Origin of the sequence: Proteus sp. HMSC14B05 (assembly GCF_001808035.1) — a bacterium.
GTDB lineage: Bacteria > Pseudomonadota > Gammaproteobacteria > Enterobacterales > Enterobacteriaceae > Proteus > Proteus mirabilis.
Genome location: NZ_KV791996.1, coordinates 44,027 through 70,776, shown reverse-complemented (window position 1 = coordinate 70,776; position 26,750 = coordinate 44,027). Strand labels below are relative to the sequence as shown.

The following is a 26,750-nucleotide window of genomic DNA, read 5'->3' as shown; positions in this document are numbered from 1 at the left end:
AGGTTGTGCTCTACCAACTGAGCTATTCCCGCATTTGGTAAGTTTTGTGCTGATAATTATCGAAGAAAGATTTGGAGCGGGAAACGAGACTCGAACTCGCGACCCCAACCTTGGCAAGGTTGTGCTCTACCAACTGAGCTATTCCCGCATCTTTCTTACACCCGTACAAACGAAATTCTTCATCGGTACGGGAAGCGCATTATACGAGAAAAATGCTTAACCGCAAGCCCTTATCAGTAAAAAAATGCGTTTTTTTGATTGCATGACGATAAAATCGTCACAATGATGCAATATCCGCCATCAATCAGCTAATTTCTACTCTTTAATAAAGGTTTGGCGATAATAGGCTAATTCAGCAATAGATTCTCGAATATCATCCAACGCTTGATGAGTATTTTTTTTCTTAAATCCTTCAAGGATTTCAGGTTTCCAGCGACGAGCTAACTCTTTTAGTGTACTGACATCGAGATAACGATAATGAAAATATTTTTCTAATTCAGGCATATAGCGAAATAGAAAACGTCTATCTTGCCCCACACTATTACCACAGATCGGTGATGCACCCTGTGGCACCCATTTTTCAAGGAATTCGATAGTGGCTTGTTGTGCAGCCGCATCATCATACTGACTCTCTTTAACCCGCTGAACTAAACCACTTGCCGTATGTGTTGTAGTATTCCATTCATCCATCGAGGCGAGTAATTTATCCGATTGATGTACGGCAATAACGGGACCTTCAGCTAAAATATTAAGTTGGGGATCGGTGACGATAGTGGCAATTTCAATAATACGATCGCGTTCAGGATCAAGGCCGGTCATTTCCAGATCTATCCAGATAAGATTGTTCTCGCTTTTTGACATAATATATCCTAGCTGTTTCTTAGAGTGAGACATGATATTTTAACCTTTATCATAGCGCGTTTACTCAATAAGCACGACAAAAGAACATCTAACCGAATAACACAAGTGAGGATCGGTGACAAAACGTAAATTATCTAAAGGCCAGCAACGCCGAGTACAAGAAAATCATAAAAAGCGTTTGCAAAGCAAAGAGAAAAAAAATCACGTTGAATTAGACGATACACAATTAGGCGAAGCGACCGAAGGCCTCGTTATCAGTCGCTTTGGGCAACATGCAGATATTGAAGCTGCAGATGGCTCTATTACTCGTTGTAATATTCGCCGTACTATTTCATCCCTAGTCACAGGCGATAGAGTGGTGTGGCGCCCTGCATTACAAACCCAAGAAAATGTGCGCGTCAATGGCATTGTAGAAGCTGTTCATGAGCGTACTTCTGTACTCACTCGCCCAGATTATTATGATGGTATTAAACCTATTGCCGCTAATATCGATCAAATTATTATTGTTTCAGCCATTTTACCTGAGCTTTCACTTAATATTATCGACCGCTACTTAGTGGCTTGTGAAACCTTAAATATCGAACCCCTTATTGTATTGAATAAAGTCGATATGTTAGATGCAGAAAGCCGAGCGATGGTAAGTGAGTGGATGCAAATTTATAAAGATATTGGTTATCAAGTGCTTGAAGTCTCAAGCTATACCAAAGAGGGATTAGAAGCATTAACTCAAGCATTAATTGGCCGTATCTCTATTTTTGCTGGCCAGTCAGGTGTGGGTAAATCGAGCCTTCTCAATACTCTCTTACCACCAATGGAAGAAAGTATTCTGGTCAATCAAGTCTCTGACAACTCAGGGCTTGGACAACATACCACCACCGCATCGCGCCTTTACCATTTCCCTCTAGGAGGCGATGTTATTGATTCACCGGGGGTACGTGAATTTGGTTTGTGGCATTTAACACCTGAGCAAGTGACCAAAGGTTTTATTGAGTTTCGACCTTTCTTAGGAGGCTGTAAATTCCGTGATTGTAAGCATAATGACGATCCGGGTTGCTTGATCACCGAAGCCGTAGATAAAGGTGAAATCGCACCAACCCGATTTGAAAACTATCACCGAATTTTAGAAAGTATGAGTCAGGTGAAAGTGCGTAAAAATATTAATTTAGACTCTTAAGCATAGATTCACTGACAACCCTATTAAGGGTGGGTACAATAGACCCCTTTTGTCGATTTTTTATCGTTCGATCCCAGAGGTTGCCATTTTGGACAAGCTAAAAATTAAACTACAGTATCTATTGCCTAAATTATGGCTAACACAGCTAGCTGGTTGGTTTGCCAATAAAAAAGCGGGTAGCGTTACTCAATTTGCTATCAAAATGTTTGCTCGCGCATATAAAGTTGATATGAATGAAGCGAAAGAGAGCCAATTTCAGGCTTATGCAACATTTAATGAGTTTTTTATTCGTGCATTAAAAGATGGCGCTCGCCCTATTGTTGAAGGAGATAACCAACTGGCTCTCCCCGCAGATGGCGCTGTCAGTCAGCTTGGTCAGATCCAAGACGATCAAATTTTACAAGCCAAAGGGCACTCTTACACCCTTGAAGCGTTGCTAGCAGGTAATTTTACCTTGGCCGACCAGTTCCGCCATGGGCAATTTATTACAACCTATCTTTCACCACGGGATTACCACCGTGTTCATATGCCTTGCGATGGATTATTAAAAGAGATGATTTATGTCCCCGGCGATCTCTTTTCTGTTAATCCTTTAACTGCGGCAAATGTTCCTAACTTATTTGCTCGTAATGAACGTATTATTTGCCTTTTTGACACCCAATTTGGTCCCATGATACAAATTCTTGTTGGAGCGACCATTGTAGGGAGTATTGAAACGGTCTGGTGTGGCATGGTAACACCACCACGTGAAGGTATTATTAAACGTTGGACTTATCCTCAAGCGGATAAAGTTGGCGCTATATTTCTGAAAAAAGGTGAAGAGATGGGACGCTTTAAATTAGGCTCGACCGTTATTAACCTCTTCCCTGAAAATAGTGTTCAATTAAATAAAGATCTGATGAACGGCTCTGTAACATTAATGGGAGAACTACTAGGCTCTATCATTAATGCCACAGGCACTGATCATAAGGCCTGCGATAATAATACCATTAATGAATAATTCGTAATTCGGAGTAAACCTTGTGCGCCTGATAATCAGTCTACTTTTTAGCTTTTTTCTGACTATCTCATTCAATACTTCGGTGTTTGCTGCGGATGTTGATAAATTACGTCAAGATATCAAACAACTTGAAGGCAGTACTAATCCTCAAGATATTGAAACTGTTCAGGCGCTACAAGGCACCATCAATTGGATAAATGATGGTGAAAAAGCTCAAGTTAATGCGGATAATTATCAAAAGACTATTGATGAATATCCGCAGATCACTCAAGAGCTAAGGGCTAAATTACTCGAAGAGAGTCACTCAGTTCCAACAATTCCAGAAAAAATTACTATTCCTGAGCTTGAGCAAAAAATCATTCAAGTGAGTAGCCAACTGATGGAACAAGCTCGGCTACAACAACAAGAGCAAGATAAAAGCCGTGAAATCAGCGAATCACTCAATTTACTCCCTCAGCAACTTTCAGAAGCTCGTCGTTTACTAAGTGATGCAACGGCGCGTTTAGCGGCAATAGGGGCATCAAACACCCCACTAGCAGAAGCACAAAATAAATTAACCCAAGCTGAAGTCACAGCACGAAAAGCGATGGTTAATGAGCTGGAAATGGCGCAACTTTCTGCTAATAATCGTCAAGAAATTACTCGACTGCGCTTGGAGCTATTTAAAAAACGTTATCAACGACTTGATGTACAACTGCAACAATTGCGTAGTTTACTGAATATTAAGCGCCAAGAAGTGGCAGATCTCGCTTTAGAAAAGACAGAAATGCTCGCCGAGCAAGGGGGCGAACTCCCCGAGTTTCTGACTAAGCAAATCGAGACTAACCGTCAACTTTCTCAGATCCTCAATAAACAGACGCAAGAAATGAGTGAGTTAACCGAAAAACAGCGTCTAACAACACAACAAACCCAACAAGTAAGACAGACACTCACAACCATTCGAGAGCAAGCACAATGGTTAAGTGGCTCTACGGCATTAGGTGAAGCATTAAGAACACAATTGGCCCGCTTACCTGAAATGCCCCGCTCTCAAGAGCTGGATAGAGATATCGTTCAGTTACGTGTTGAACGATTAGGCTATGAAGAGATGCTAGAAAACCTAGGCAAAATCCAACCTCCTGAAACTGCCGATGGCTCAAAGCTACCAGAAGCTCAGCAATATATTTTTGACTCCCTCATTCAAGCGCGCCAAGAGTTACTCAATTCTCTTTTATCCGGTTATGACTCCCAAATCTTAGAGCTGACCAAGCTTAAAGTAGCCACAACACAACTTGCGGATGCCTTAAAAGAGACAAAAGATGCCACAAACCGCTATATGTTCTGGGTGGCCGATATCAGCCCAATAAAACTCAATTATCCGGTTTTATTAATTAAAGATATTACTCGCCTACTCTCATTAGATACTTTCTCACAATTAGGGCATGCTGCGGTTAACATGCTCAAAAACCAAGATACCTTTATCTATCTACTGGTCACCCTATCTATTGTCGGTTTTAGTCTTCGTACCCGTAAGCATTACAATGCGTTTCTTGAAAGAGTCAGTAATCGCATTGGTAAAGTCACTCAAGATCATTTCTCATTAACGGTGCGTACCGTATTTTGGTCAATATTAATCGCCTTACCACTACCGCTATTATGGTCTGCCGTAGGATATGGTTTACAAAGTGTCGAATGGCGTTATCCCATGGCGGGAGCGATTGGTTATGGTGTAACTGCCGCAGCCCCCGTGCTATGGCTATTTATGATAAGTGCTACCTTTGCTCGCCCTAATGGGTTATTTATCGCGCAATTTAAATGGAAAGAGAGTCGTGTGAAAAAAGCGATGCGCTTTTATCAACTGTCGATTTTCGTCATTGTGCCGTTAATGATGTCGCTTATCACCTTTGAATACTATAGTGACAGAGAATTTGCGCCAACAGTTGGACGTTTTTGCTTTTTATTATTGTGCATTGCTTTAAGTTTTATTACCTCAAGCCTAAAAAAGGCACATGTGCCGCTTTACTTAGATAAACATGGCTCTGGTGATAATGTGATAAATACCATTTTATGGTGGTTCTTACTTGTTGCCCCTGTTCTTGCAGCCCTCGCGGCTATCTTAGGCTATCTCTCAACCTCCATCGTATTACTGGGTCGCTTAGAGATGTCTGTGGCGATTTGGTTTGCCTTGCTGATTATTTATCATATTATTCAACGATGGATGCTGATCCAACGTCGTAAGCTTGCCTTTGAACGAGCCAAACAAAAACGGGCAGAAATTTTAGCTCAACGAGCCAAAGGGGAAGATGAGAATACCATTGTTGGCAGCAGTGGTGAGAGTACCGCTAACTTAGAGTTGGAAGATCAAGCCATTGACCTTGATGCGATTAGTGCACAATCTATTGGTCTAGTACGTTCTATTCTGACCATGATTGCACTCGTGTCCATGATTTTACTCTGGTCAGAGCTCAATACAGCCTTCTCTTTTGTCGATAATATCCGACTATGGGATGTGACTTCCTCTGTTAATGGCGTCAATACTATCCAGCCCATTACCATGGGGTCTATCTTAGTCGCTATATTAGTGATTATTATCACGGCACAATTGGTAAGAAACCTGCCAGCACTGCTTGAACTGGCAATTTTACAACACTTAGATCTAACACCTGGTACAGGTTATGCCATTACCACTTTAACGAAATACAGCATCACCCTAATAGGCAGTATTGTTGGTTTCTCATTATTAGGTATTGAGTGGTCAAAACTACAATGGTTAATTGCCGCTATGGGGGTAGGTCTTGGTTTTGGCTTACAAGAAATTTTTGCCAACATTATCTCAGGGTTAATGATCTTGTTTGAAAAGCCAATTCGTATTGGTGATACCGTTACTATCCGTAACTTGACTGGGAATATTTCTAAAATCAATACGCGAGCCACCACGCTCACCGATTGGGATAGAAAAGAGATCATTGTGCCTAATAAAGCATTTATTACAGAGCAATTTATTAACTGGTCATTATCAGACTCTATTACACGTATCGTAATGACCATCCCTGCGCCAGCTGATTGCAATAGTGAACAAGTGACCAATGTTTTATTAGAAGCCTCTAAACGCTCTACCATGATTTTAGACAACCCCGCTCCTGAGGTTTACTTGGTTGACCTACAACAAGGGATCCAAATCTTCGAGTTACGTGTTTATGCCGCAGAAATGGGACATAGAATGCCAGCCAGACATGAGATCCATCAAAATATTCTGCTAGCCTTTGCAGAGCATGGCATTCCATTACCATTCCCGCCGTTCCAAGCACGGGTAGATATGGTGGGTAATACCATTAGTACTTCAATGCGTGCAACACCGAGAGAAGTAGGCGGATTGTAGTCAATTACATCTATTACTTTGAATAAAAATGCCACTAATTTAAATGAAAAAACCAAAATAGTGGCATTTTTGCTTCTTGTTACCTCGCTTCTTACCACTGTTATGCGCCTAGCATTCAATACAAACAGCCAGTTATAAACAGCTATTCTGTTGGTATGACGCATGTCACACCACAATAGGTATGCACACTCCGTTTACCTATCACTATTAATAACTTTTTTTCACTTTTTTGTTTAATAAAATTGATGATTAATAACACAATGAAACTATTTTATCGATATATAATTATACAATATTGGAATATGAACATCATAAAATGTTACTTAGTTTTCTATTTACTTATAGAGATCTCTTTTATTACCAAAGATCCTTCTTACTAAGTAAAGAATTAAGAAATAATAGCGACCATCTTAGTTGCTTACTGTTTTCTCTTATTTTAATTTTTATCAATTTTTGCAATATAAAAAGCCATATTTGTTCTGTATTCTTCAAAAATTTGTGCAAACACGCCTATCTTTTTTTATTGCTAAAGATCACAAAAATACGTTTTTATACTTAAATTTACTCAATAAATGAGTATTAAAATACTATTTTCGATATTTTATTTTACTTATTTTTATCATATTTAATTTTTGTTTAACTTAAGTCAAATAATTTTAGTTTATTTTTTAACCTATCATTATCCTCTCCTTTTCCTTGCTGCATCAGCGTGACGTAGCAAAAATCATTCAAATTGCTATATGAAACACCAACAAGTAGTCTAAAAAAGATAAGTGTATTAATTTATTATATACGCAAGTTTGTTTTCTCTTCACACGAGGTGAACACTAACTTGGCCAATTTCTTTTTTATCTTTATTTTTAAATATAATAGATAAACATATTTATTAAAAAATAAGTAATTAAGAAATTAATTAATATTTATATTTAATAAAAACAAAATAAAAAAAATAAAATGAAAAAAGAAAAATAAAAAACACAAATAAGAAATATAAATCATCAATTAACAATTTATATTAAAAAAATACTAAGACTTAAGTGGACTATTAATGAAAATAAAAACAATAGTTATAAAAATTACATATAAAAAAATAAAAATTTAAGTGTTATATTCAAAGATAACAATAAAAAATAACTATAAATATTCTTCTCTAATTAAAAAGTAGCATTACAACTTATAATGTTAATATTTTTTTAACTCACAAAAAAAATGCGTATTATTACCTATTAACAATGCTAAGATATATTGCTAGCTTCGTTTAAAATGCATTATTAATAAACAATAATAAGAAGGACTCCATTATGGAAAAATCCCGCACAACATTAGACCAATGGATCACCTTACAAGCTGTTGTTGATTACGGTGGCTTTGCTCAAGCCGCTGATGTGTTACATAGGACTCAATCATCAATTAGCTATACTATCAATAAGTTAGAACAAACCTTGGGTATAGAAATACTTTCTTTAGAAAAAAGACGCGCAGTATTAACTACTGAGGGAGAACTATTGCTAACACTTTCTCGAGAAGTGACAGAAAAAGCATTATCTCTAGAAAAAAAGGCAAAAAACATCAAGATTAACAATAAGTTAAAAATTAACGTACTAATTGACCCAATGTATGTCGCTGATCTTTTTTTAAATAAAATCTCACAATTTATTAAGCAGAATAAACAGTATGATATTAATATTTATAGGAATTCTCTCAGCAAATCAGAAATTTTAGCGCAAAAAGAATATGATTTAATTGTGTCACCTTATTATATTAAATCACTGCAACCTATTGTTTTAGAAAGCATTACAACTACCTTAGTATCACATCCAGATAGCCCATTACAGAAACTACAAGATGAGGAATTATTACAGGAATTACAAAGGCATAGCTGTATTTCTCTTTCTCCTGATTCACCCGATACTGATAATCAGGCCCAAGTCATTCAAGTTGGCTCTGTAGAGACAGCAATTAGCTTAATTCAGCATGGTTTAGGTTATGCACGTCTCCCCCTTATTTTTATTCAAGATGAATTGAATAAAAAAACAATAAAACAATTAATAACGCATAAAAAAGAGAAGGAATATAAATTCTATTTATATTTGAATAAAAATTCATTTATTAATGAAAACTTGCAAAGTTTATTATCAACAATTAGCTATTCAACAAATATCTAAAAACTTTTAATAAAAAATCATTTTAATTAAATTACGACATATTAAATAATTTGATGCAAGAACAAAAAAACTCATGTAAATGTTTATTAACTTAAAAAATTAGCAGTGTTATATTTTATCGGCATACTGTCTATGCAAATAAATTTATACACATATATACTTATAAATAGATTAAAAAGTAAGTTCGCTTACTTTTTATATAGGACCGATCATGAGCAAATTAAATAAATCACTCTGTGCATTAGGAGTGACTCTTTCTATATTCTCAGCACCTGCTGCTTTAGCATCAGGCACAATTAACTTTACGGGAGAAATAACCGATCAAGCATGTACTGTTGATGGCTCTTCTAAAAACTTAACCGTCGACTTAGGCAAAGTTTCTTCTAAAAGCTTAGCAACCAAAGGGGAAGTTGCTGGCCTGAAAGATTTTACCATTAAATTAATCGACTGCCCTGTTGATACCACGGTAGCCGTACGTTTTGGCGGTACTCGTGATGCAAGCGACAGAGATATCTTAGCTATAGATCAAGTTTCTGGTGGCGCAACTAACGTAGGTATCGCGTTATTTGAGAAAGATGCTGTTTCCCAAATCAAACTGTATGACGATTCACAAGATGTACAGATCACAGGTACGGAAATTAACCTAGACTACGTTGCTCGTTATAAAGCAACTGATGCGGCAACACCAGGCCCTGCCAATGGCTCTGCTGTATATAGCATCCAATATAAATAATAAATGATAAATATGAGGGTAATCACCATTACCCTCTCACCTCTCCTCAAACTTATGGCCACTTATGAAAAAGAATATTTCCCTAATATTATTTTTACTATTTTCCCTCATAACGGCTAGCCAAGCTGCTGGAATAAGTGTGGGAGGAACACGTTTTGTCTATGACGATAATCTACGTGAAATCAGTATTCCAATTATGAATACGGATAAGGAAAAACCCTATTTAATTCAAAGTTGGGTTTCAGCTTATCAAGGTGATGAAAAAACACCTTTTATTGCAACACCTCCACTATTTCGTATTGAGCCAGATAGTTCAGGCACGGCGCGAATTTCATATACCGGAGCACCTTTGGCATCAAACCAAGAAGTGGTTTATTGGCTCAATATCAAATCCATTCCACCGATGGAAAAAAGTCCAGAGAATCAACTCCAATTAGTGATTAACTCTCAATTTAAATTGTTTCTCCGTGCCCATGATATTGAACCACTTGATTTTGATAAGGTGAAATTATCTAAACAAAATAAAGGGTTAGTAATAAATAACGATACGCCGTATCACCTGACAATTAAACATATCTTAGTGGGTGATAAACGCTACCCATTTAATGATTTTGTTAATCCTCACCAAGAAGTGGTCTTGCTAAAAGAAAATCATATTCCGCAGAAAGTTACCGTTCAATTTATCAATGATTACGGTGCGACTGTAGATAAAGTATTAAATTAAGAGTATACGGCGATGACTTTTTCTATGATAGCAGTATCTACAAAACGATTACCCATCAACATGGCAGATAATCTTTATCGTCGTGGAGTGTTAGCTATTGCTATCACGACTGTTTTATTCCCTTATACTGTTCTTGCTGAAGATATTTTTAATCCTGAAGCACTTAATTTAGGTATCGAAAATCACGTTGCAGATATTAACAGTCTGAATTACCTGTCCTATGCAGGAGGACAACTTCCTGGTGTCTATTCTGTCGATATTTATCTTAACGATAAACTTATCGATAATCGTCAAATTCGTTTTATTTTTGATGACGATAAAAAAGTGCTGGCGCCTGAAATCAGTAAACAGGATTTACTCAATTGGGGAGTCAAAGGGTCCGTTACAGACGCGTTTAGCCAACAACCTGATAGTAGTAAAATAACGGATATTGCTCGTGTTATTCCTAATGCTACATATAAATATGATTTTTCACGTGCGCGATTATCATTTTCGATCCCACAAATTGCATTATATAACTATGGGCAAGGTTATATATCCCCCACAGAATGGAATGATGGGATTAATGCAGCCTTTATTAATTACACCTATCGTCAGAATAAATATTGGTATCGAGACCAAAAAGACAGTGACAATATCTTTTTAGGATTACGCAGTGGTATTAATCTAGGCGCTTGGCGTGTACGTAATCACAGCACTTACAACAAAAATAGTGATAATGCCGCAGAATGGAACAGTCTACAAACTTACGTTGAACGCGATATCCGCCGTTTAAAAAGTCGATTAACACTAGGTGAAACCGCATCAAGTAATGATGTGTTAGAAAGTGTTCCTTATCGTGGTATTAAATTAGCCTCAGATGAAAGCATGTTGCCACAAAGTCAGCGTGGCTTTGCTCCTGTTGTAAGAGGAATTGCACAAAGCAACGCAATGGTGACTATTCGCCAAAATAATAGTGTTATTTATCAAACCTCTGTTCCCCCCGGTGAATTTGAAATATCAGATCTCTATCCCACCTCTTATAGTGGTGATTTACAAGTGACTGTTGAAGAAGCTGATGGAAGCAAACGTACATTTTCCCAACCCTTCTCTGCAGTCCCCATGATGCAACGAGCTGGGAACTTAAAATATAGTCTCGACTTGGGGAAATATAATGCTGATAGCGCAGAGCGAAAACCGACCTTTTTACAAGCTTCTGCCATTTACGGCTTACCTTATAATTTTTCCCTTTATGGAGGTACGCTACTTTCAGCAGATTATCAAGCTTATGCGATAGGTGCCGGCGTAAATATGGGTTATTTAGGGGCGATTTCAGCCGATATAACTCATGCAAATACCACACTTATCGATAACCATAAAGCACAAGGGCAATCTTATCGTGTCCAGTATTCAAAATATTTACCGGATACCAAAACAGGATTCTCATTAGCGTCTTATCGCTACTCAACTAAAGATTATTATGATTTTTCAACCACGAATGAACGCTTTTCACAGCTTTATCGTAAGAAAAAACAGTTTCAGATCTCAGTATCGCAAGCATTAGGAGAGCTTGGTTACCTCTCTTTAAATGGTTATCAGCAATACTATTGGTATCAAGATAGAGTCGATCGCAATATCAACCTAAGCTTTAACTCTAATTATCGCTCACTCAGTTATAGTATTTCTTATGCCTATAATAAACGGCAAGAAAGTGAATTAACCGATCAAATTTTATCGATTAACTTTAACCTACCGTTCAATATGACCAACAATAACAATTGGTTAAGTTATCGTTATAACACCAGTAAACAAGGTGATTCGATAAGTTCTGTGAGTTTAAGTGGTACTCGTCTCGAAGATAACAATCTTCAGTATGATATTTCGCAAAACTATAACCATACTCGCCAAGAATATAGCGGTGCTATCAATGGTAGTTATAGTGCTTCAGGTGGCGAAATCAGTGCTGGTTATAACTATGATAAACGTTTCCAGTCAGTGAATTGGGGAGCAACTGGCGCGTTATTAATCCATCAAGATGGAATAACCCCATCTCGCACTATCTATGACTCCGCTATTTTAATCAAAGCGGAAGATATTGATCATTTGAAAATTAGCAGTGCACAAAGTTTATATACCAATGCTCAAGGTTATGCCGTTATCCCTAACGTTTCCCGTTATGAACGCAATAGAGTAACGGTTGATCCCGCTTCCTTAAAGGGAAACAACGATGTGGAACTCACTTCAACAACAGTGATCCCAACGAAAGGCGCGATTGTTTTAGCCGATTTTAAAGCTCGCAAGGGTGCAAGAGTATTAGTGAACCTCTCTTATAACGGTAAACCTTTACCATTCGGTAGCCAAGTTGAAATTAGCCAAGATGGACAAGTGATTTCCAGTGGGATTGTGGCTAATGATGGTGAGGTTTTCCTAAATGGTGTACCTGCAAGTAGTCAACTACAAGCCAAATGGGGGAATAGTGCTACCGAACAGTGCCAAGCAACATTAAACGCCGATCTATCGCTCGAGAAAATTCAATTTTTACAACTGGACTGCAGATAGGTGATAAATATGAATAAATATATAACTTTGGGTTGTCTGTCTGCACTTTTGTATACATCAACCGCTTTTGCTGAATATCGTGCCGATACAACCACTAGAACGGTGAGTTATAACAATCCAATTTATGTTTCAAGAACCGCGCCTATTTTAACAGAGCTGGCAACGATTGACTTAGGCACTATGTATGGCTGGACTTGGTGGAATATCACAGGCCCAGTACAGGCGGGGATCTACTTGCCCGGCTATATTTCAGCTTCCAGCCCTAAAGTAGGCAGTGCCTATGTGCGTGAATTAGGGACTAGTGGTATCGGTTATACCCTACACGGGACTATTACTGTCGGTTGCACCGGTTCCGCTTATGTCGATGGACTATATAATGTTGATGGCAACTACAGTAATCGCCTTATTTGCACAAGTAACTTAAACCGTAGTAGTTATACCGCTTCTTTAAAAATGACGTTATATAAACTGCGTAACAATATCAAATCACAAACCATTCCAAGCACATGGGTTGCTATGCTGATTTTGTATCACAATGGGGGATTTATCACCAGTGACAATACTGGCCGTACTGAACCAAAGGTTTACCTTAATCCCCTTAATATTGTTTCCAGTGGCTGTGAAGTTATCAATAATAATATTAATGTTCCTTTAGGCTCTGTGGCAAAATCGAGCTTTAATGGTGTTGGCTCTGTTAGCCCTGATAGTCTACAAGATGTGAATATCGATTTAGATTGTGATCCCGTTTCACCCATTAAGATAAAATTCGATGGCACCCCTGATGCTAGCCAAACCGCCGGCACAATTAGCCTTAATAATGCCAATGATAGCAATACAGCCAAAGGCTATGGCATTCAGGTGAAATACCAAAACCAACCTATTGAGTTAGGAAAATTGATAACGGTGAGCGAAAAGAATAACAGTGGTAATTTTTCTATTCCTTTAGAAGCGGGTTATATACAAACTTCTGAGACTACCACCGCAGGCAAAGCTGATGGAACACTGCAATTTACCCTGCAATATCATTAAGTAAATTGCGCTCTTAAACTAAAAGGCGGAAGTATTATCCGCCTTTTAATTTATCCCATTGGTTGTGATTAAACCTGATACAACTTACGTAAATAGTGTGCAACAGCATCATCAACATTTGAGCCAATCACTTCCATATCCGGTAATAGATCTTTTAGTAGCTGGTGGGCATTTTGCATAATGCAGCCCTTACCCGCCATCTGTAGCATCTCTTTATCATTCATACCATCACCAAATGCAATGGCATCTTTGACTGAATGTTGCATCAGCTTAGCGACTTTTTGTAGTGCCTCTCCTTTTGATACCCCACCCGCCATAATCTCTAGACAATTACGCAACGAAAAACTTGCGTTAATTTTATTACCCCAACGTTGATTAATTTTCTTTTCTAACTCAACTAACAATTCATGATCTTCTGAGGTAAAAAAGACTTTGCACACCTGCGTTGTTGGGAAGCCTGTTTTCTCAAATAGACGGTAATTAAATACCGATTCTTTAAAAAATTCTTTTAATTCAGGCGTTTCTTTATTGATATACCAGTCATCACTGCTATAAATATTCGTTGCAATATCTGGGTGATCAAACACCATTAGGGCTAAGTCATAAACGATTTCAGGTTCAAGATCTTGACTGAAAATAAGAGTGCCTTGCGTATTGTGTACTCGAGCCCCATTTGAAGTGATCATATACGCGTCAATACCAAGCCCATCACGAATTTGTGCCACATCGATATGATGACGTCCTGTGGCAAACACAAAATGGATCCCTTTTTCAATAAGCAGATGTAACGTTTCTTTGGTATAGGGAGTTAATAAGTGGTTAGGTGATAACAAGGTGCCATCAAGATCAGAAGCAACTATCGAATACATACACATTCCTGATTAAAATAAATGCTTATCATAAAACTCACAGATTTCAATTAATGCTTGTGAGCGTAGCTTATCTATTTCGAACAAGATTTCATGGTGCGCACCTTCAATCACAAGTGGCAATTTTTGCTTTTCTTCTCTTGTTCTGGACTGACTATAACCATCACAGAAAGCCCTTACTCCCCGATTATCCACCACTTTATCTAGCTCAGCTTCAAGTACTAGCAAAGGGGTGTTAATCTCTTTTGCATGTTCAATCAGCCAATCCCCCGTTTCTAGGCTCTCTTTCATCCAATGATAGGTCGGCCCACCTAAACGTAATTGAGGGAAATCGGCATAGTAACGTAAGTATCGACGATACCTTTCATGGCTATGAGTCAATACATTCAAGATAAATGGCAAAGGAAACCATTTGCCCGTTGATACCGCGTAATTATTTCGTTCTGAAACACTTTGTTCTGCACGGTTAACTAAAAAATTAGCCACCCAGCGTGGTATTGGTAAATTAATCCCAAACATCGGCGCACACAGTGCGGCGGCTTGGAAAATATCAGGTTTACGTAATAGGTAGCTGGCTAAAATAGCGCCGCCCATCGAATGGGCTAACGCAAAATAGTGCTGATAGTGATAAGGCAAAACGATAGTATCAATAAATGTCGATAAATCATCGACATAATCACTGAATTTTTCTACGTGGCCTTTTTGCGGATCATCTAATAAGCGCCCTGATAATCCTTGCCCCCGATGATCGAGAAGAAAAATATCATAACCAAGATGATAAAAATCGAAGGCCACTTCAGGATATTTTACATAACTTTCACTACGACCAGAGCAGATCACCAACGCTTTTTTGTGTGATGAAGAGCGCCAATGAACATAGCGAATGCTCACGCCATCGACTCCGGTAAATTCGCCTTCCTGTCGTTGGTTCCAAAAGTCCAATAAGATACCATTCGTAAAAGCAGAGAATTGCTTTTCACGAGATAACCACATGTGCTGAAAAAGTGTGGTTGTCATTCGGCTCCTCCTCGTTGGCGCTATTCGAACCCCTCAATATGATCACGGATAAGTGTCATAAATGCTGGCCCAAATCGTTCTAGTTTTCGTTGTCCTACCCCATTGATCAACAACAATTCATCAGGGCAGACAGGGCATTGTTCCGCCATTTCAATCAGTGTGACATCATTAAATACCACAAAGGGTGGAATATTTTCTTCATCAGCAATAGATTTACGTAATTTGCGTAGTTTCGCAAATAATTTCCTATCGTACTGTCGATGACTATTTTTTGTTTGCTGATAACGGCTTTTTGTTGGGCTTAATAGTCGTGGTACTGCCAAGGGTAATGACACCTCACCACGCAATATCGGTCGAGCTATCTCAGTCAATTGTAATGCAGAACGATGAACGATATTTTGCGCAACCATACCTAAATGGATCAATTGGCGGATCACACTCATCCAATATTCATGGCTATGGGCTTTACCAATACCATAAACTGGCAATTTATCATGACCATTATCGCGAATGCGTTGATTATTGGCACCGCGTAAAATTTCAACAATATAACCAATACCAAAACGTTGTCCGGTACGATAGATGCAAGATAATGCTTTTTGTGCATCCACTAACCCATCATATTGTTTAGGTGGATCAAGGCAAATATCGCAGTTACCACAAGCTTGTTGGCGGTGTTCACCAAAGTAATTAAGTAACACTAAACGTCGACAAGTTTGTGCTTCGGCAAAAGCCCCCATGGCATTTAATTTATGGGATTCAATCGCTTTTTGTTCACTTTCTGGCTTCTCATCTAAACAACGACGTAGCCAAGCCATATCCGCGGGATCATAAAACAGTACCGCTTGTGCAGGTAAACCATCGCGTCCTGCACGTCCCGTTTCTTGATAGTAAGATTCAATATTACGCGGAATATCAAAATGAACCACAAAACGTACATTAGGTTTATTAATTCCCATACCGAAAGCGACCGTTGCGACCACAATCTGCAAATCATCGCGTTGAAAAGCATCTTGCACTTTCGCTCGTGTGGCAATATCCATACCCGCATGATAAGCCGCGATACTTAATCCTCGCTTGCCTAGTCGTTCAGCGGTCTCTTCTACTTTGCTGCGACTATTACAATAGATAATGCCTGATTTTCCTTTCTGCCCACGAATAAACAGCCAAAGTTGATCGAGCGGTTTATATTTTTCAACTAAAGTATAACGAATATTTGGGCGGTCAAAACTGCTAATATGAACTAAAGGAGTGCGTAACGCGAGCTGATTAATAATGTCATGACGTGTTGTATTATCAGCTGTCGCCGTTAACGCAATAATAGGGACATCAGGAAGATACTGTCTTAATAAGCCAATTCCTCGGTATTCAGGGCGAAAATCATGACCCCATTGAGAAATACAGTGTGCTTCATCCACCGCTAATAAAGCAGGCTGCCATTGCACTAAATGGTGAAGAAAACTCTCCATCATTAGGCGTTCAGGTGCAATATATAACAGTTTTATTTCGCCCCGTTGACAACGCATTTGTACTTGCAGTTGTTCATCTCGGCTTTGAGTTGAGTTAAGAAATGCCGCGTCAATACCATGTAAGCAGAGTTGATCAACTTGATCTTTCATTAGGGAAATCAACGGAGAAACAACTACGGTTAAGCCATCAAGCAAAAGCGCAGGTATTTGATAGCAAAGCGATTTTCCCCCTCCCGTCGGCATGACGACTAAACAGTCGCGCCCGGTGATAATGGTATCAATAATCTCTTGCTGGCCTGGTCGAAATTGCTGATAACCAAAGGTTTCGCGCAAAATAACCTGAGCTGATGGCATTGAATTAAGAACTTCTGCTGTGGACACGCCATTCCTCTGAAAAGCTGGTAAGAACGATAATGAGGAGTAAAAGAAAAGGCACCAGTATAAAGGTGCCATCACCACTTGTCGTGTTATGCTACCCTAGAATGAAGAAAATTACAGCATATCATTGAGCATAACGCCGACACCGATACGAGTTTGACGGAAATTATAATCAATCATCGATTCCCCATACCCACTAAATAGTTGGGTATAAAAGCGTACATGCTTGGTAATAGGATAGCTCCAGCCTAGCTCAGCAGCACCGTATCCGCTACTCCAGTTATAACGCCCTGTTAAAGTAAACGTACTTTCGCCTAAACGATAACCCGCTTTTAAGCGGTAATATCCCATATAGCGATTAATATCGGGATTATCATCATTTTTAGCACTTTCATTAAAACGGTACCAAGGTTTCAGATCGAGTTGGAAATTACCTTTTTGCGCCATAAAACGTGCATAAACACGATTCCAACTTCGTGAAGTAGGCTCTGCGCGGCCATTCGATTCATGGTTAAATCCCGTTTCAATTTCTCTTAATGTCCAACCGGCAAATTGATAATCCGTCGCCCAACCTAAAAATAGTTGTGGTTCATAGTTGGTTTCACGAAACGGCGCAGACTCTTTTTTATTACTTAGCTGCCACCAAGAGCGTTGCGTATAGGAAGCCGCTAATACAGAATTTTCCCCGGCAATGCCACGCCACAGCGGGAATGCAAGACTTATCTGAAATTTAACTTCATCTTTTTTAGCCTTATGACCCCAATCATAACTAGCAATCGCCTCTTTATTCATATCGGAGGTTTTTGTGTAAATAATATAATTAGATTCATAAGGGTAAAGTACAAAGGGTGAATCATACTCTTGTAATAGACCGGAAATAATACTGCCCTGAACCAACGGTGTTGGAGATGATACAGGTGATATCTCCGCCGCCACTCCCCATACAGGGTAGGTTAAAATCACCGTGAGTAAAGAACGGATGTAACGCATAGTTAATTATCCTGTATTATTAGTGAACAATATAAAAGATAGCACTTAATATTTGTCGTGAGCGCTTATATATCAGCTTTATTCGCGTTAGGCGTCCATATTTTACACGTTATTTCCATTAAATCTCATATATTTTCTCGACACTCTATTAACCTGATGAATGGGAAATTACCTTTTTGTCATCTATTATTAACAAAACATTAACCTAATAATAAAATGTCGAGGAACTTTAAAATGGAGAAAATATTAACACTGGAAGAAGCACAAGCGTTGATTGGACATGTTTTTGTCTATCAAATGCCTTTTAATCAACTGATAGGTTTAGAATTAATTCGCTTCGAACAAGATTATGCTGAGATCCAATTTCGCTACCAAGACAAACTGGTTGGCAATATCGCACAACGCATTTTACATGGTGGCATGATAGCCTCGGTGTTAGACGTAAGTGCAGGTTTAGTCTGTGTAGGTAATGCCCTAACACGTCTAGCCCCTATATCCCAAGAGCAACTCGAACAAAAACTGGCCAAAATGGGCACTATCGATCTACGTGTTGATTATTTACGCCCAGGGCGAGGGGAATGTTTTACCGCAAGTAGTCATATACTACGTAGTGGTAATAAAGTTTCTGTGGCAAGGGTTGAATTACACAATGAAAAACAAGTTCATATCGCCAGCGGCACAGCAACTTATATTGTTGGCTGATGCGACTTATCCATTATCTTGGGTAGATTAATATTAATTACTTGTAAAAAAACATGCCTAATGACACATTAGATAATGTCATTGGGTATGATAACCCCGTCACATATTTCATTTCCATCAATACCAGAGATAGCATGAGCCAGAAAAACACTTTAAAAGGCGTTTTATGTGCCCTAGGCGCCTATTTGATCTGGGGTATTGCCCCTGTCTATTTTAAAAGCATTCAAGAAGTGCCCGCAGAAGAGATCTTAACACACCGTATTTTATGGTCATTCTTCTTTATGTTGCTTTTAATGTCGATCACTCGCCATTGGCCCTATTTACGCCAACTTGTTCGTCAGCCCAAAAAAGTACTAATGTTAGCACTTACTGCGGTGATTATTGCCAGTAACTGGCTTATCTATATATGGGCGGTTAACCACGGATTTATGTTAGAAGCCAGCCTTGGTTACTTTATTAATCCATTAGTTAATGTGTTATTCGGTATGATTTTTTTAGGCGAGCGCTTTCGCCGTATGCAATGGTTCGCCGTAAGTTTAGCCTTTACTGGCGTCTTTATCCAATTATGGCAATTCGGCTCTGTACCTGTTATCGGCCTTAGTTTAGCAGTCACATTCGGCCTATATGGACTATTACGTAAAAAACTTGGGGTAGATGCACAAACGGGTATGACAATAGAAACACTGTGGCTGTTTCCTGTTGCTTTAGTTTATATCCTCTTTTTTACCCATTCACCCACCAGCAATATGTTAGAAAATAGCTGGTCGCTAAATACATTACTGATTGCTGCAGGGGTTATCACCACCGTACCCTTACTGCTCTTTACCGAAGCAGCTCAACATTTGCGTCTATCTACCCTAGGATTTTTCCAGTATATAGGACCCACATTGATGTTTATTCTCGCCACTATGGTGTATGGAGAACAAATCGATGCGGAGCGTTTAGTGACCTTTGGGTTTATTTGGGTCGCCCTTATCTTATTTACTTTAGATGCACTCTACACTCAGCAACGTTTAAGACGAAGTTAGCACATACTTACTATTGAGCTAAATTATCAATACTAATGAAAGCGCCAGAAAGATACCCCTTTCTGGCAGGGCTTGAGTGCTCTTCTTTTATATTACAACCCATTGCTATCGCTTCTATACGGCGTTGTGAGCGTCTAAAGAATGTTGATGTAGAATTAGTTGCAACACGGATAGCACCGATCACCCCACTTAAATAGAGATTCATGCGCGGCACAAAATCACGTTGATGTCGTAATAATCGACAATAGAGATCTTCTTCAAACGGGTTGGCAGGAGCACTAGGATGGTAAGTATCAAAACGCTGCTCATAAATAGGCTCCACAGGAGGCATTTTATCAACAGAGAAATCCTCAGTGATTTTTGTCACAGGCTTAATTGGATAATAAGTATCAAATAATACAGAAGTAATTTTCATCAGCTAACTCCGTTAAAATAATCTGTAACGGAATTATTAATTCGGTTAATTATATGTTCATTAAAAAAAACACCCTTAACTATCTTCTAGATTAGTAAGGGTGTTTTTTTATATTGCTCTCTTTTAAAAAATTAACAGTGTCAATAAATAGCCAATCACTCTAATCGTGCAAAAGCAGCAACCAACCACTTAATACCTTCACCATTAAAGGCTATTTGTAATCGGCAGTGTTCACCGCTACCTTCGATATTAATAATAGTACCTTCACCAAATTTAGGGTGCTTAACCCGTTGACCAAGGGAGTAACCTGTATCATTACTAACAATCGGTGTACCTAAACGATGATGATTCACGGGACGTGAAACCGTCGCCCGTAACCGTACTTCTTCAACACACTCTTTTGGTAACTCGCCAATAAAGCGCGAAGGTCGATGGCTCACTTCTTTACCATATAAACGGCGGTTTTCAGCGTAAGTAAGTGTTAACTTTTTCATGGCACGCGTCACGCCAACATAAGCTAGCCGACGCTCTTCTTCTAAGCGCCCACCTTCATCCAAGGACATCTGGCTTGGGAACATGCCTTCTTCAACCCCGACAATAAACACTTGTGAGAACTCTAGCCCTTTCGCCGAGTGTAGTGTCATCAATTGAACAGCATCTTGATACGCATCAGCCTGTCCTTCTCCTGATTCTAATGCCGCATGAGAGAGAAAAGCTTGCAATGGCATTAAATCTTCGTCTTCATCTTGATAGCTAAATTGACGAGTCGCCGTCACTAGCTCTTCCAAGTTTTCAATCCGCGCTTGTGCTTTTTCACCCTTTTCCTGCTCATACATCGCTTTTAAGCCAGAATCGCGAATAATACGGTCTGTTTGCACATGCAACGGCATATCCGCTGTTTCATTTGCTAACGTCTCAATTAATTCTAAAAAGCGCGCAATTGCGGCAATAGCCCGGCCTGCTAGCATTTTATGCTCAATAACCTGTAATGCACTTTCCCATAATGTGATTTGGTTATCTCTAGCTACTTGGCGAACCACATCTAAGGTTCTATCACCAATTCCACGCGTTGGCGTATTCACAACACGTTCAAAAGAGGCATCATCGTGACGATTCGCTGTTAAACGCATATAAGAGAGGGCATCTTTGATCTCTTGACGTTCGAAGAAACGCTGTCCACCATAAATACGATAAGGCATATTCGCTTGTAATAGCGCTTCTTCCATGATGCGCGATTGGGCATTACTACGATAAAGAATGGCACAATCTGCAAGGGCGCCTCCCTCTTCATGCCAACGCTTAATACGCCCTACTACATAACGCGCTTCATCTAGGTCGTTAAATGCACAATAGAGTGAAATCGGCTCGCCTTCAGCCCCTTCTGTCCATAGGTTTTTACCTAAGCGATCGCTATTATTAGCAATTAAGGCATTAGCGGCTTTTAGAATATTACTGGTGGAGCGGTAATTTTGCTCTAAGCGGATGGTTTCAGCACCGGGAAATTCATTTAAAAAGTTTTGAATATTTTCAACTTGAGCCCCACGCCAACCGTAAATAGATTGATCATCATCACCGACTATCATCACCTTACCAGTCTGTCCTGCCAACATCCTGATCCAAGCATATTGAATACGGTTAGTATCTTGGAATTCATCCACTAAGATATTGGTAAAACGGTGTTGATAGTGTTCTAGAATTTGTGGTTTATTCAGCCACAACTCATGGGCACGCAATAACAACTCCGCAAAGTCCACTAAGCCTGCACGATCACAAGCTTCTTGATAAGCTTGATAGACTTTTAACCATGTGGTTTCCACGGGGTTACCATAGGTCTGAATATGTTGTGGGCGGAGTCCCTCATCTTTCTTTCCATTGATATACCACATACCTTGACGAGGAGGCCATTGCTTATCATCAAGAGCCATGGATTTTACGATACGACGAATTAAACGGTATTGATCATCACTATCAATGATTTGGAAGTCTTGAGGTAAACCAGCATCAAGATAATGCGCCCGTAATAAACGATGGGCGAGACTATGGAAGGTACCTATCCACATTCCCCCTTGACTAGTACCAATCAAGTCCTCAATACGATGACGCATTTCTGCTGCAGCTTTATTAGTAAATGTTACTGCCATAATGGAAAAAGGAGAGGCTTGTTCAACAGATAATAACCAAGCAATGCGATGTACTAATACGCGTGTTTTACCACTACCAGCACCTGCAAGTACCAGCATATTTACACGCGGTGCTGCAACGGCTTCGCGCTGTTTATCGTTAAGGCCTTCGAGCAGATATGAGACGTCCATAATTACCAATCATTGAGTGAAGAGAAATACTGTGGATATATACAGAAGTTAGTTTATTAAGCAACAAACTAACAGGATTTTACGCCCGATGCAAAACTATGCCCACTGAAAAGTGGATAAAGACCTGCACAGAGCGCGTCTATGATTAAATTAATTCAACCAGTTTAGCTAATTCAGTGATCTCAATATGAGGCATAACACGCGTTTCACCTTCGGTAAACAAACTGCGATTATCTAAATTAATCCAACACGCCTGTAATCCACTTTTAACCGCGCCTTCTACATCCGTCACTAGATGATCGCCTACATGCAAAATATTCTGATGAGGGAGTTTAAGTAACGAAGCTGCCTTATCAAACATATCAGGATAAGGCTTAGAGCGCCCATCAGGCCCTGCCTTTAAAATATGTGTAAAGTATTGCCCCAACCCACAGCTTAATGGATTAGCATTACCATTAGTAATAGCGATTAATGGGATTTTTTCCGCCAGTTGTGTCAACACTTGATGGGTATTATTAGGGACATTAATACGGCTACGCCAATAAGCAAAATGAGCCATAATTTCATCAGCACCTTGCTGTGCTTTAGTTTCACTATAGCCATAGTCTAACAACATATTTTTAGCCGCTAACCAACGCCACTGAGTGATATCGTGAAAAATATCAGGATTATTTTCTAATAGTGGCTGTTTGTAAGCATCTACATCATGTTCAGTAAAATGGTGAAAACGCTCATCATACTGACGGATAAACGCTAAGGTCTCTTCTTCTGTTTTATCCATCACAGGAACATTGTCATACAGCGTATCGTCTAAATCAAAAGTCATCGCTGCAATCGGCATCAGAGTGCGATAAAAGTGCATTATGATTTTTCTCTCTTAGCTCTTGGATGAGCAGCATCATAGACTTTCGCTAAATGCTGAAAATCTAAGTGAGTATAAACTTGTGTGGTTGATAAATTAGCGTGGCCTAATAGCTCTTGTACTGCTCGCAAATCACCACTTGATTCAAGTAAATGAGTGGCAAAAGAGTGGCGCAGTTTATGAGGATTGACATGGCTACTGAGTCCTTGTTTCACCCCCCAAAGTTCAAAACGTTTTTGCACACTGCGAACAGATAATCGTTTACCGCTTTTCGTTGAGATAAAAACCGCAGTATCCTCAGGAGAATACAGCTCCCGCATGGCAAACCAATGCTGTAACCACTCTACGGCTTTTCTTCCCAAGGGAACTTTACGCTCTTTACTGCCTTTACCTAATACTCGGACTTCGCCTTCTTGGAGATCAATATCATTGATATTTAAGTTAGTCAGTTCAGATAAACGTAATCCAGCGCCATACATCACTTCCAGCATCGTTCTATCCCTTACAGAGAGGGGATCTTTTAAGTCGATATTCATCAATTGACTGACTTCATCAACATCCATATTTTTAGGCAAGTGACGACCTGATTTGGGTGTTCGAACCCCTTTGGCGGGGTTTACTGCTAACATTCCTTGAGAAACTTGCCAATCAAGGAAGCTACGCAATGCTGAAAAGCGCAATGCTAAACTTGCAGGTTGTAATCCACTGCGATGGCTTTTAGCCAATAACATACGCACATGTTGGCTTTCCAGTAACGACCATTGGTTGATTTTTATTGCAACCATCATTTGTGCAATGGTCATTAATTGTCGCTGGTAATTTTCTACCGTTACCGGACTTAATCGCCGTTCAACTTCGATATAACTTAAGAAGCTATCAATGGCTAATGAGAGTGTTTCAGGGACGTCAATAATTTGGCTCATTGTCTTGCGATCCAGCGAGTTAATAACTCAGGTAATATCTGCGCGAGTTTATCCAACATTGCCGTTCCCATACCTTCTTGAAAATGTTGGCTATCTCGACTATTAAAAATGATCACCCCTAAATCGCCATAATGCCCTAATAATGAGAGTGCCACAGAGCCAGAACGACGAACATTAGGCATTAATAACATCATTTCTTGGCCATTTAATGGCCCCAAATAGTGATTATTATCGCCCATACGCTGAATACGGAAATGCTCAAATGTTTGACGAGATAGTGCGAGTGTTTGAGCATCTAAAGGGGGTTGTAATTGCCAACGATCGGTGAAAAGACGCAGTTGTACTGAGTAAAGCCCTAACTCCTTCGCCCAAAGATTTAACTGTTCCAGCATTTCCTTTAATGAATTACAGCGGGATAACTCAGAGATAAGCCTTAGTAATTGGCTAAATAGAGATTCATTTTCTGCAGCTTGCTCAATCAACAAACGCATATCCTCTTCAAGATAATGGATACGTGTTCGCTGACGTGACATTATCCACTCAACTAATGAGATACTCCCTCTTACTGGGTGAGGAACTTGCATTTGCTCAATATAGCTGGCATTACGGATAAAGAAACCAGGATGCTCCTTGAGATAATCAATGATGGTTTGATCGTTGAGTTCGTTTTTCTCAGGGTAACAAAACTGCTCATTCTTATCCGTCATACCAAGCACCTCTCAAAAATAATATTATAGCTGGATTGTTCCATCATAAATATGCACAGCAGGTCCTGTCATATAAAGTGGGTTTCCTGTACCTTTCCATTCAATTGATAATGATCCACCCGGTAAATTAACTTTCACTTTTCTATCTAATAAACCTTGGGAGATCCCCACCGCGACAGCGGCACAGGCACCGCTTCCACAAGCTTGAGTTTCTCCAGCACCACGTTCAAATACCCGTAAATGCAATGTATTTCTATCAACCACCTGCATAAAACCAATATTGGCGCGCTCTGGAAAGCGTTCGTGTTGTTCCAATACTGAGCCCAATGACTCAACTTCCGCAGTTTTGATATCTTCCACTTGGATCACGCAGTGCGGATTTCCCATTGACACCACACCACATAGAACTGTTCGTTCCATCGCTCTGATAATATAGGTTTTTTCTACTTTTTGAGCACGAAACGGTACTTTTTGTGGTTCAAACTCTGGCTCTCCCATATTGACACAAACATCTTCATTATCCATAACATGTAAGGTCATTCTGCCAGACTGGGTACTGACTTTTATTTCTCTTTTATTTGTAAGCCCTTTTAGTCTCACAAATCGAGCAAAACAGCGAGCACCATTGCCACATTGTGCGACTTCACTCCCATCAGCATTAAAAATGCGGTAATGAAAGTCCAATTCAGGATCATAAGGTGCTTCAACTACTAACAGTTGATCAAACCCAACACCAGTATGTCGATTGGCTAACCGGCAAATTAATTCTGGTGAAAAATAAACATTTTGGGTAACAGCATCAACAACCATAAAGTCATTGCCTAACCCATGCATTTTTGAAAATTGCATCTTAACCCTGCCTGAAACGGGTGTCCCGTTTCTAATATTGACTAATTGTTTTGTGTTGAGGAAGTCTCAACTTGCTGGGTTGGCTGGGATGACTGAGTCATATTTGCCTGAGTATCTTCAGGCGGGAAATAGAGAGGGCCTTTCAAGCCACAACCAGAAAGAGAAATCAGTGTTATTATAGCAAGGGTGCAACGTAAATACGTTTTCATTCGAAATCTGCCTATCATTAATTTGGTTAATATCCTCTATAATCGCAGTTAGATCTCGAAAAGCAAATAGGAAAATGAAGATGAACGATAGTGAATTTCACCAATTAGCTGACGAATTGATGTCAGAAATAGAACAAACCATTGATAATTATGAAGGTGATGCGGATATTGATTGTGAAATCAATGGTGGCGTAATGACATTAACCTTTGAAAATCATAGTAAAATTATCATTAATCGTCAGGAAGCCTTTCATCAAGTATGGTTAGCAACGCGTTCTGGCGGTTATCATTTTGATTGGAAAGGTACACAGTGGGTTTGCGATCGTAGTGGCGGGGAATTTTTAACCATGTTGGCTCAAGCAATCAGCGAACAAAGTGGTGAAGCATTTTCTTTTTAACACAAACAACTAAGTGATGGGTGCTGGAAAGTCCCCATCA

At 39.3% G+C, this 26,750-nt stretch carries 23 protein-coding genes and 2 tRNA genes (1 of these 25 cut by a window edge); 11 read left to right on the top strand and 14 right to left on the bottom strand.

Annotated elements, in window-relative coordinates; translation table 11 throughout:
* From HMPREF3129_RS12785 to orn, 3 genes are all read right to left on the bottom strand, one after another.
* Positions 1 to 32, bottom strand: a tRNA-OTHER gene (locus HMPREF3129_RS12785); it reaches 50 nt to the left of the window's first position.
* 40 nt (positions 33 to 72) lie between these two features.
* A tRNA-Gly gene (locus tag HMPREF3129_RS12780) sits at positions 73 to 148 on the bottom strand.
* A gap of 167 nt (positions 149 to 315) precedes the next feature.
* Positions 316 to 861, bottom strand: coding sequence for an oligoribonuclease (gene orn, locus HMPREF3129_RS12775; protein WP_004253041.1), 546 nt, complete (start codon positions 859 to 861; stop codon positions 316 to 318).
* 115 nt (positions 862 to 976) lie between these two features.
* Between orn and rsgA the strand changes: the two genes are divergently transcribed.
* The 8 genes from rsgA (at position 977) to HMPREF3129_RS12735 (ending at position 13,582) form a co-directional block, all read left to right on the top strand.
* Positions 977 to 2,035 (top strand): small ribosomal subunit biogenesis GTPase RsgA, encoded by a 1,059-nt coding sequence (rsgA, locus tag HMPREF3129_RS12770; RefSeq protein ID WP_036919590.1) that lies wholly within the window; start codon positions 977 to 979, stop codon positions 2,033 to 2,035.
* Between the two features lie 88 nt (positions 2,036 to 2,123).
* On the top strand, positions 2,124 to 3,035 hold the full coding sequence (gene asd, locus HMPREF3129_RS12765; RefSeq protein ID WP_004246309.1) for an archaetidylserine decarboxylase: 912 nt from the start codon (positions 2,124 to 2,126) through the stop codon (positions 3,033 to 3,035).
* 22 nt (positions 3,036 to 3,057) lie between these two features.
* Positions 3,058 to 6,393: a miniconductance mechanosensitive channel MscM gene (gene mscM / locus HMPREF3129_RS12760; protein WP_004249643.1), complete on the top strand. Its 3,336-nt coding sequence runs from the start codon at positions 3,058 to 3,060 to the stop codon at positions 6,391 to 6,393.
* 1,301 nt (positions 6,394 to 7,694) lie between these two features.
* The gene (locus HMPREF3129_RS12755; RefSeq protein WP_004249644.1) at positions 7,695 to 8,558 is read left to right on the top strand and encodes a LysR family transcriptional regulator; all 864 of its coding nucleotides are present in this window, start codon (positions 7,695 to 7,697) and stop codon (positions 8,556 to 8,558) included.
* A gap of 211 nt (positions 8,559 to 8,769) precedes the next feature.
* Entirely contained in the window at positions 8,770 to 9,291 is a 522-nt protein-coding gene (locus tag HMPREF3129_RS12750; protein WP_004246312.1) for a fimbrial protein, read from the top strand.
* A gap of 64 nt (positions 9,292 to 9,355) precedes the next feature.
* Positions 9,356 to 10,015, top strand: a complete 660-nt coding sequence (locus HMPREF3129_RS12745; protein ID WP_004246313.1) for a fimbrial biogenesis chaperone — start codon at positions 9,356 to 9,358, stop codon at positions 10,013 to 10,015.
* 12 nt (positions 10,016 to 10,027) lie between these two features.
* Positions 10,028 to 12,553 carry a fimbria/pilus outer membrane usher protein gene (locus HMPREF3129_RS12740; protein ID WP_036919585.1) on the top strand — a complete coding sequence of 842 codons (2,526 nt, stop codon included), beginning with the start codon at positions 10,028 to 10,030 and terminating at the stop codon, positions 12,551 to 12,553.
* A gap of 9 nt (positions 12,554 to 12,562) precedes the next feature.
* Complete coding sequence (locus HMPREF3129_RS12735; protein WP_004249648.1) at positions 12,563 to 13,582, top strand: fimbrial protein; 1,020 nt, start codon at positions 12,563 to 12,565, stop codon at positions 13,580 to 13,582.
* Positions 13,583 to 13,650: 68 nt separating this feature from the next.
* Here HMPREF3129_RS12735 and yigL read toward each other — a convergent pair whose 3' ends face one another.
* The 4 genes from yigL to pldA all read right to left on the bottom strand — a co-directional run bounded on the left by yigL (position 13,651) and on the right by pldA (position 18,305).
* Entirely contained in the window at positions 13,651 to 14,451 is an 801-nt protein-coding gene (yigL, locus tag HMPREF3129_RS12730; protein WP_004246316.1) for a sugar/pyridoxal phosphate phosphatase YigL, read from the bottom strand.
* 12 nt (positions 14,452 to 14,463) lie between these two features.
* Entirely contained in the window at positions 14,464 to 15,468 is a 1,005-nt protein-coding gene (gene pldB, locus HMPREF3129_RS12725; RefSeq protein WP_036919582.1) for a lysophospholipase L2, read from the bottom strand.
* A 20-nt stretch (positions 15,469 to 15,488) separates the two neighbouring features.
* Complete coding sequence (gene recQ, locus HMPREF3129_RS12720) at positions 15,489 to 17,318, bottom strand: ATP-dependent DNA helicase RecQ (protein WP_004246318.1); 1,830 nt, start codon at positions 17,316 to 17,318, stop codon at positions 15,489 to 15,491.
* A gap of 111 nt (positions 17,319 to 17,429) precedes the next feature.
* Complete coding sequence (gene pldA / locus HMPREF3129_RS12715) at positions 17,430 to 18,305, bottom strand: phospholipase A (protein ID WP_004246319.1); 876 nt, start codon at positions 18,303 to 18,305, stop codon at positions 17,430 to 17,432.
* 234 nt (positions 18,306 to 18,539) lie between these two features.
* Between pldA and HMPREF3129_RS12710 the strand changes: the two genes are divergently transcribed.
* Positions 18,540 to 19,007, top strand: coding sequence for a thioesterase family protein (locus HMPREF3129_RS12710; protein WP_004249652.1), 468 nt, complete (start codon positions 18,540 to 18,542; stop codon positions 19,005 to 19,007).
* Positions 19,008 to 19,141: 134 nt separating this feature from the next.
* Positions 19,142 to 20,035, top strand: a complete 894-nt coding sequence (gene rarD, locus HMPREF3129_RS12705) for an EamA family transporter RarD (RefSeq protein WP_004249653.1) — start codon at positions 19,142 to 19,144, stop codon at positions 20,033 to 20,035.
* Between the two features lie 10 nt (positions 20,036 to 20,045).
* On the opposite strand, the gene HMPREF3129_RS12700 is transcribed toward rarD, so the two are convergent.
* The 7 genes from HMPREF3129_RS12700 to lptM form a co-directional block, all read right to left on the bottom strand.
* Positions 20,046 to 20,450, bottom strand: a complete 405-nt coding sequence (locus HMPREF3129_RS12700) for a hypothetical protein (protein WP_036919579.1) — start codon at positions 20,448 to 20,450, stop codon at positions 20,046 to 20,048.
* A 155-nt stretch (positions 20,451 to 20,605) separates the two neighbouring features.
* Positions 20,606 to 22,762: a DNA helicase II gene (gene uvrD, locus HMPREF3129_RS12695; RefSeq protein ID WP_004246323.1), complete on the bottom strand. Its 2,157-nt coding sequence runs from the start codon at positions 22,760 to 22,762 to the stop codon at positions 20,606 to 20,608.
* Positions 22,763 to 22,907: 145 nt separating this feature from the next.
* A complete protein-coding gene (gene yigB / locus HMPREF3129_RS12690; RefSeq protein ID WP_004249656.1) occupies positions 22,908 to 23,624 on the bottom strand; it encodes a 5-amino-6-(5-phospho-D-ribitylamino)uracil phosphatase YigB in 717 nt (238 codons plus the stop codon).
* Complete coding sequence (gene xerC, locus HMPREF3129_RS12685; RefSeq protein WP_004246325.1) at positions 23,624 to 24,547, bottom strand: tyrosine recombinase XerC; 924 nt, start codon at positions 24,545 to 24,547, stop codon at positions 23,624 to 23,626. The genes yigB and xerC overlap by 1 nt, the downstream gene beginning before the upstream one ends.
* A complete protein-coding gene (locus HMPREF3129_RS12680; RefSeq protein ID WP_004249657.1) occupies positions 24,544 to 25,254 on the bottom strand; it encodes a DUF484 domain-containing protein in 711 nt (236 codons plus the stop codon). The genes xerC and HMPREF3129_RS12680 overlap by 4 nt, the downstream gene beginning before the upstream one ends.
* 24 nt (positions 25,255 to 25,278) lie before the next feature.
* Positions 25,279 to 26,103: a diaminopimelate epimerase gene (gene dapF, locus HMPREF3129_RS12675; protein ID WP_004246327.1), complete on the bottom strand. Its 825-nt coding sequence runs from the start codon at positions 26,101 to 26,103 to the stop codon at positions 25,279 to 25,281.
* Positions 26,104 to 26,144: 41 nt separating this feature from the next.
* Positions 26,145 to 26,312 (bottom strand): LPS translocon maturation chaperone LptM, encoded by a 168-nt coding sequence (gene lptM / locus HMPREF3129_RS18365; RefSeq protein ID WP_004246328.1) that lies wholly within the window; start codon positions 26,310 to 26,312, stop codon positions 26,145 to 26,147.
* Between the two features lie 80 nt (positions 26,313 to 26,392).
* Between lptM and cyaY the strand changes: the two genes are divergently transcribed.
* The gene (gene cyaY / locus HMPREF3129_RS12670) at positions 26,393 to 26,710 is read left to right on the top strand and encodes an iron donor protein CyaY (protein ID WP_004249659.1); all 318 of its coding nucleotides are present in this window, start codon (positions 26,393 to 26,395) and stop codon (positions 26,708 to 26,710) included.
* The last annotated feature ends 40 nt before the right edge of the window (positions 26,711 to 26,750 follow it).

Bases quoted from the DNA above. Each gene is read 5' to 3' on its own strand.
- orn (WP_004253041.1), bottom strand. From the start codon at position 861: ATGTCAAAAAGCGAGAACAATCTTATCTGGATAGATCTGGAAATGACC.
- HMPREF3129_RS12755 (WP_004249644.1), top strand. From the start codon at position 7,695: ATGGAAAAATCCCGCACAACATTAGACCAATGGATCACCTTACAAGCT.
- HMPREF3129_RS12750 (WP_004246312.1), top strand. From the start codon at position 8,770: ATGAGCAAATTAAATAAATCACTCTGTGCATTAGGAGTGACTCTTTCT.
- HMPREF3129_RS12745 (WP_004246313.1), top strand. From the start codon at position 9,356: ATGAAAAAGAATATTTCCCTAATATTATTTTTACTATTTTCCCTCATA.
- HMPREF3129_RS12740 (WP_036919585.1), top strand. From the start codon at position 10,028: ATGACTTTTTCTATGATAGCAGTATCTACAAAACGATTACCCATCAAC.
- HMPREF3129_RS12735 (WP_004249648.1), top strand. From the start codon at position 12,563: ATGAATAAATATATAACTTTGGGTTGTCTGTCTGCACTTTTGTATACA.
- yigL (WP_004246316.1), bottom strand. From the start codon at position 14,451: ATGTATTCGATAGTTGCTTCTGATCTTGATGGCACCTTGTTATCACCT.
- pldB (WP_036919582.1), bottom strand. From the start codon at position 15,468: ATGACAACCACACTTTTTCAGCACATGTGGTTATCTCGTGAAAAGCAA.
- pldA (WP_004246319.1), bottom strand. From the start codon at position 18,305: ATGCGTTACATCCGTTCTTTACTCACGGTGATTTTAACCTACCCTGTA.
- HMPREF3129_RS12710 (WP_004249652.1), top strand. From the start codon at position 18,540: ATGGAGAAAATATTAACACTGGAAGAAGCACAAGCGTTGATTGGACAT.
- rarD (WP_004249653.1), top strand. From the start codon at position 19,142: ATGAGCCAGAAAAACACTTTAAAAGGCGTTTTATGTGCCCTAGGCGCC.
- HMPREF3129_RS12700 (WP_036919579.1), bottom strand. From the start codon at position 20,450: ATGAAAATTACTTCTGTATTATTTGATACTTATTATCCAATTAAGCCT.
- uvrD (WP_004246323.1), bottom strand. From the start codon at position 22,762: ATGGACGTCTCATATCTGCTCGAAGGCCTTAACGATAAACAGCGCGAA.
- yigB (WP_004249656.1), bottom strand. From the start codon at position 23,624: ATGCACTTTTATCGCACTCTGATGCCGATTGCAGCGATGACTTTTGAT.
- xerC (WP_004246325.1), bottom strand. From the start codon at position 24,547: ATGAGCCAAATTATTGACGTCCCTGAAACACTCTCATTAGCCATTGAT.
- HMPREF3129_RS12680 (WP_004249657.1), bottom strand. From the start codon at position 25,254: ATGACGGATAAGAATGAGCAGTTTTGTTACCCTGAGAAAAACGAACTC.
- dapF (WP_004246327.1), bottom strand. From the start codon at position 26,103: ATGCAATTTTCAAAAATGCATGGGTTAGGCAATGACTTTATGGTTGTT.
- lptM (WP_004246328.1), bottom strand. From the start codon at position 26,312: ATGAAAACGTATTTACGTTGCACCCTTGCTATAATAACACTGATTTCT.
- cyaY (WP_004249659.1), top strand. From the start codon at position 26,393: ATGAACGATAGTGAATTTCACCAATTAGCTGACGAATTGATGTCAGAA.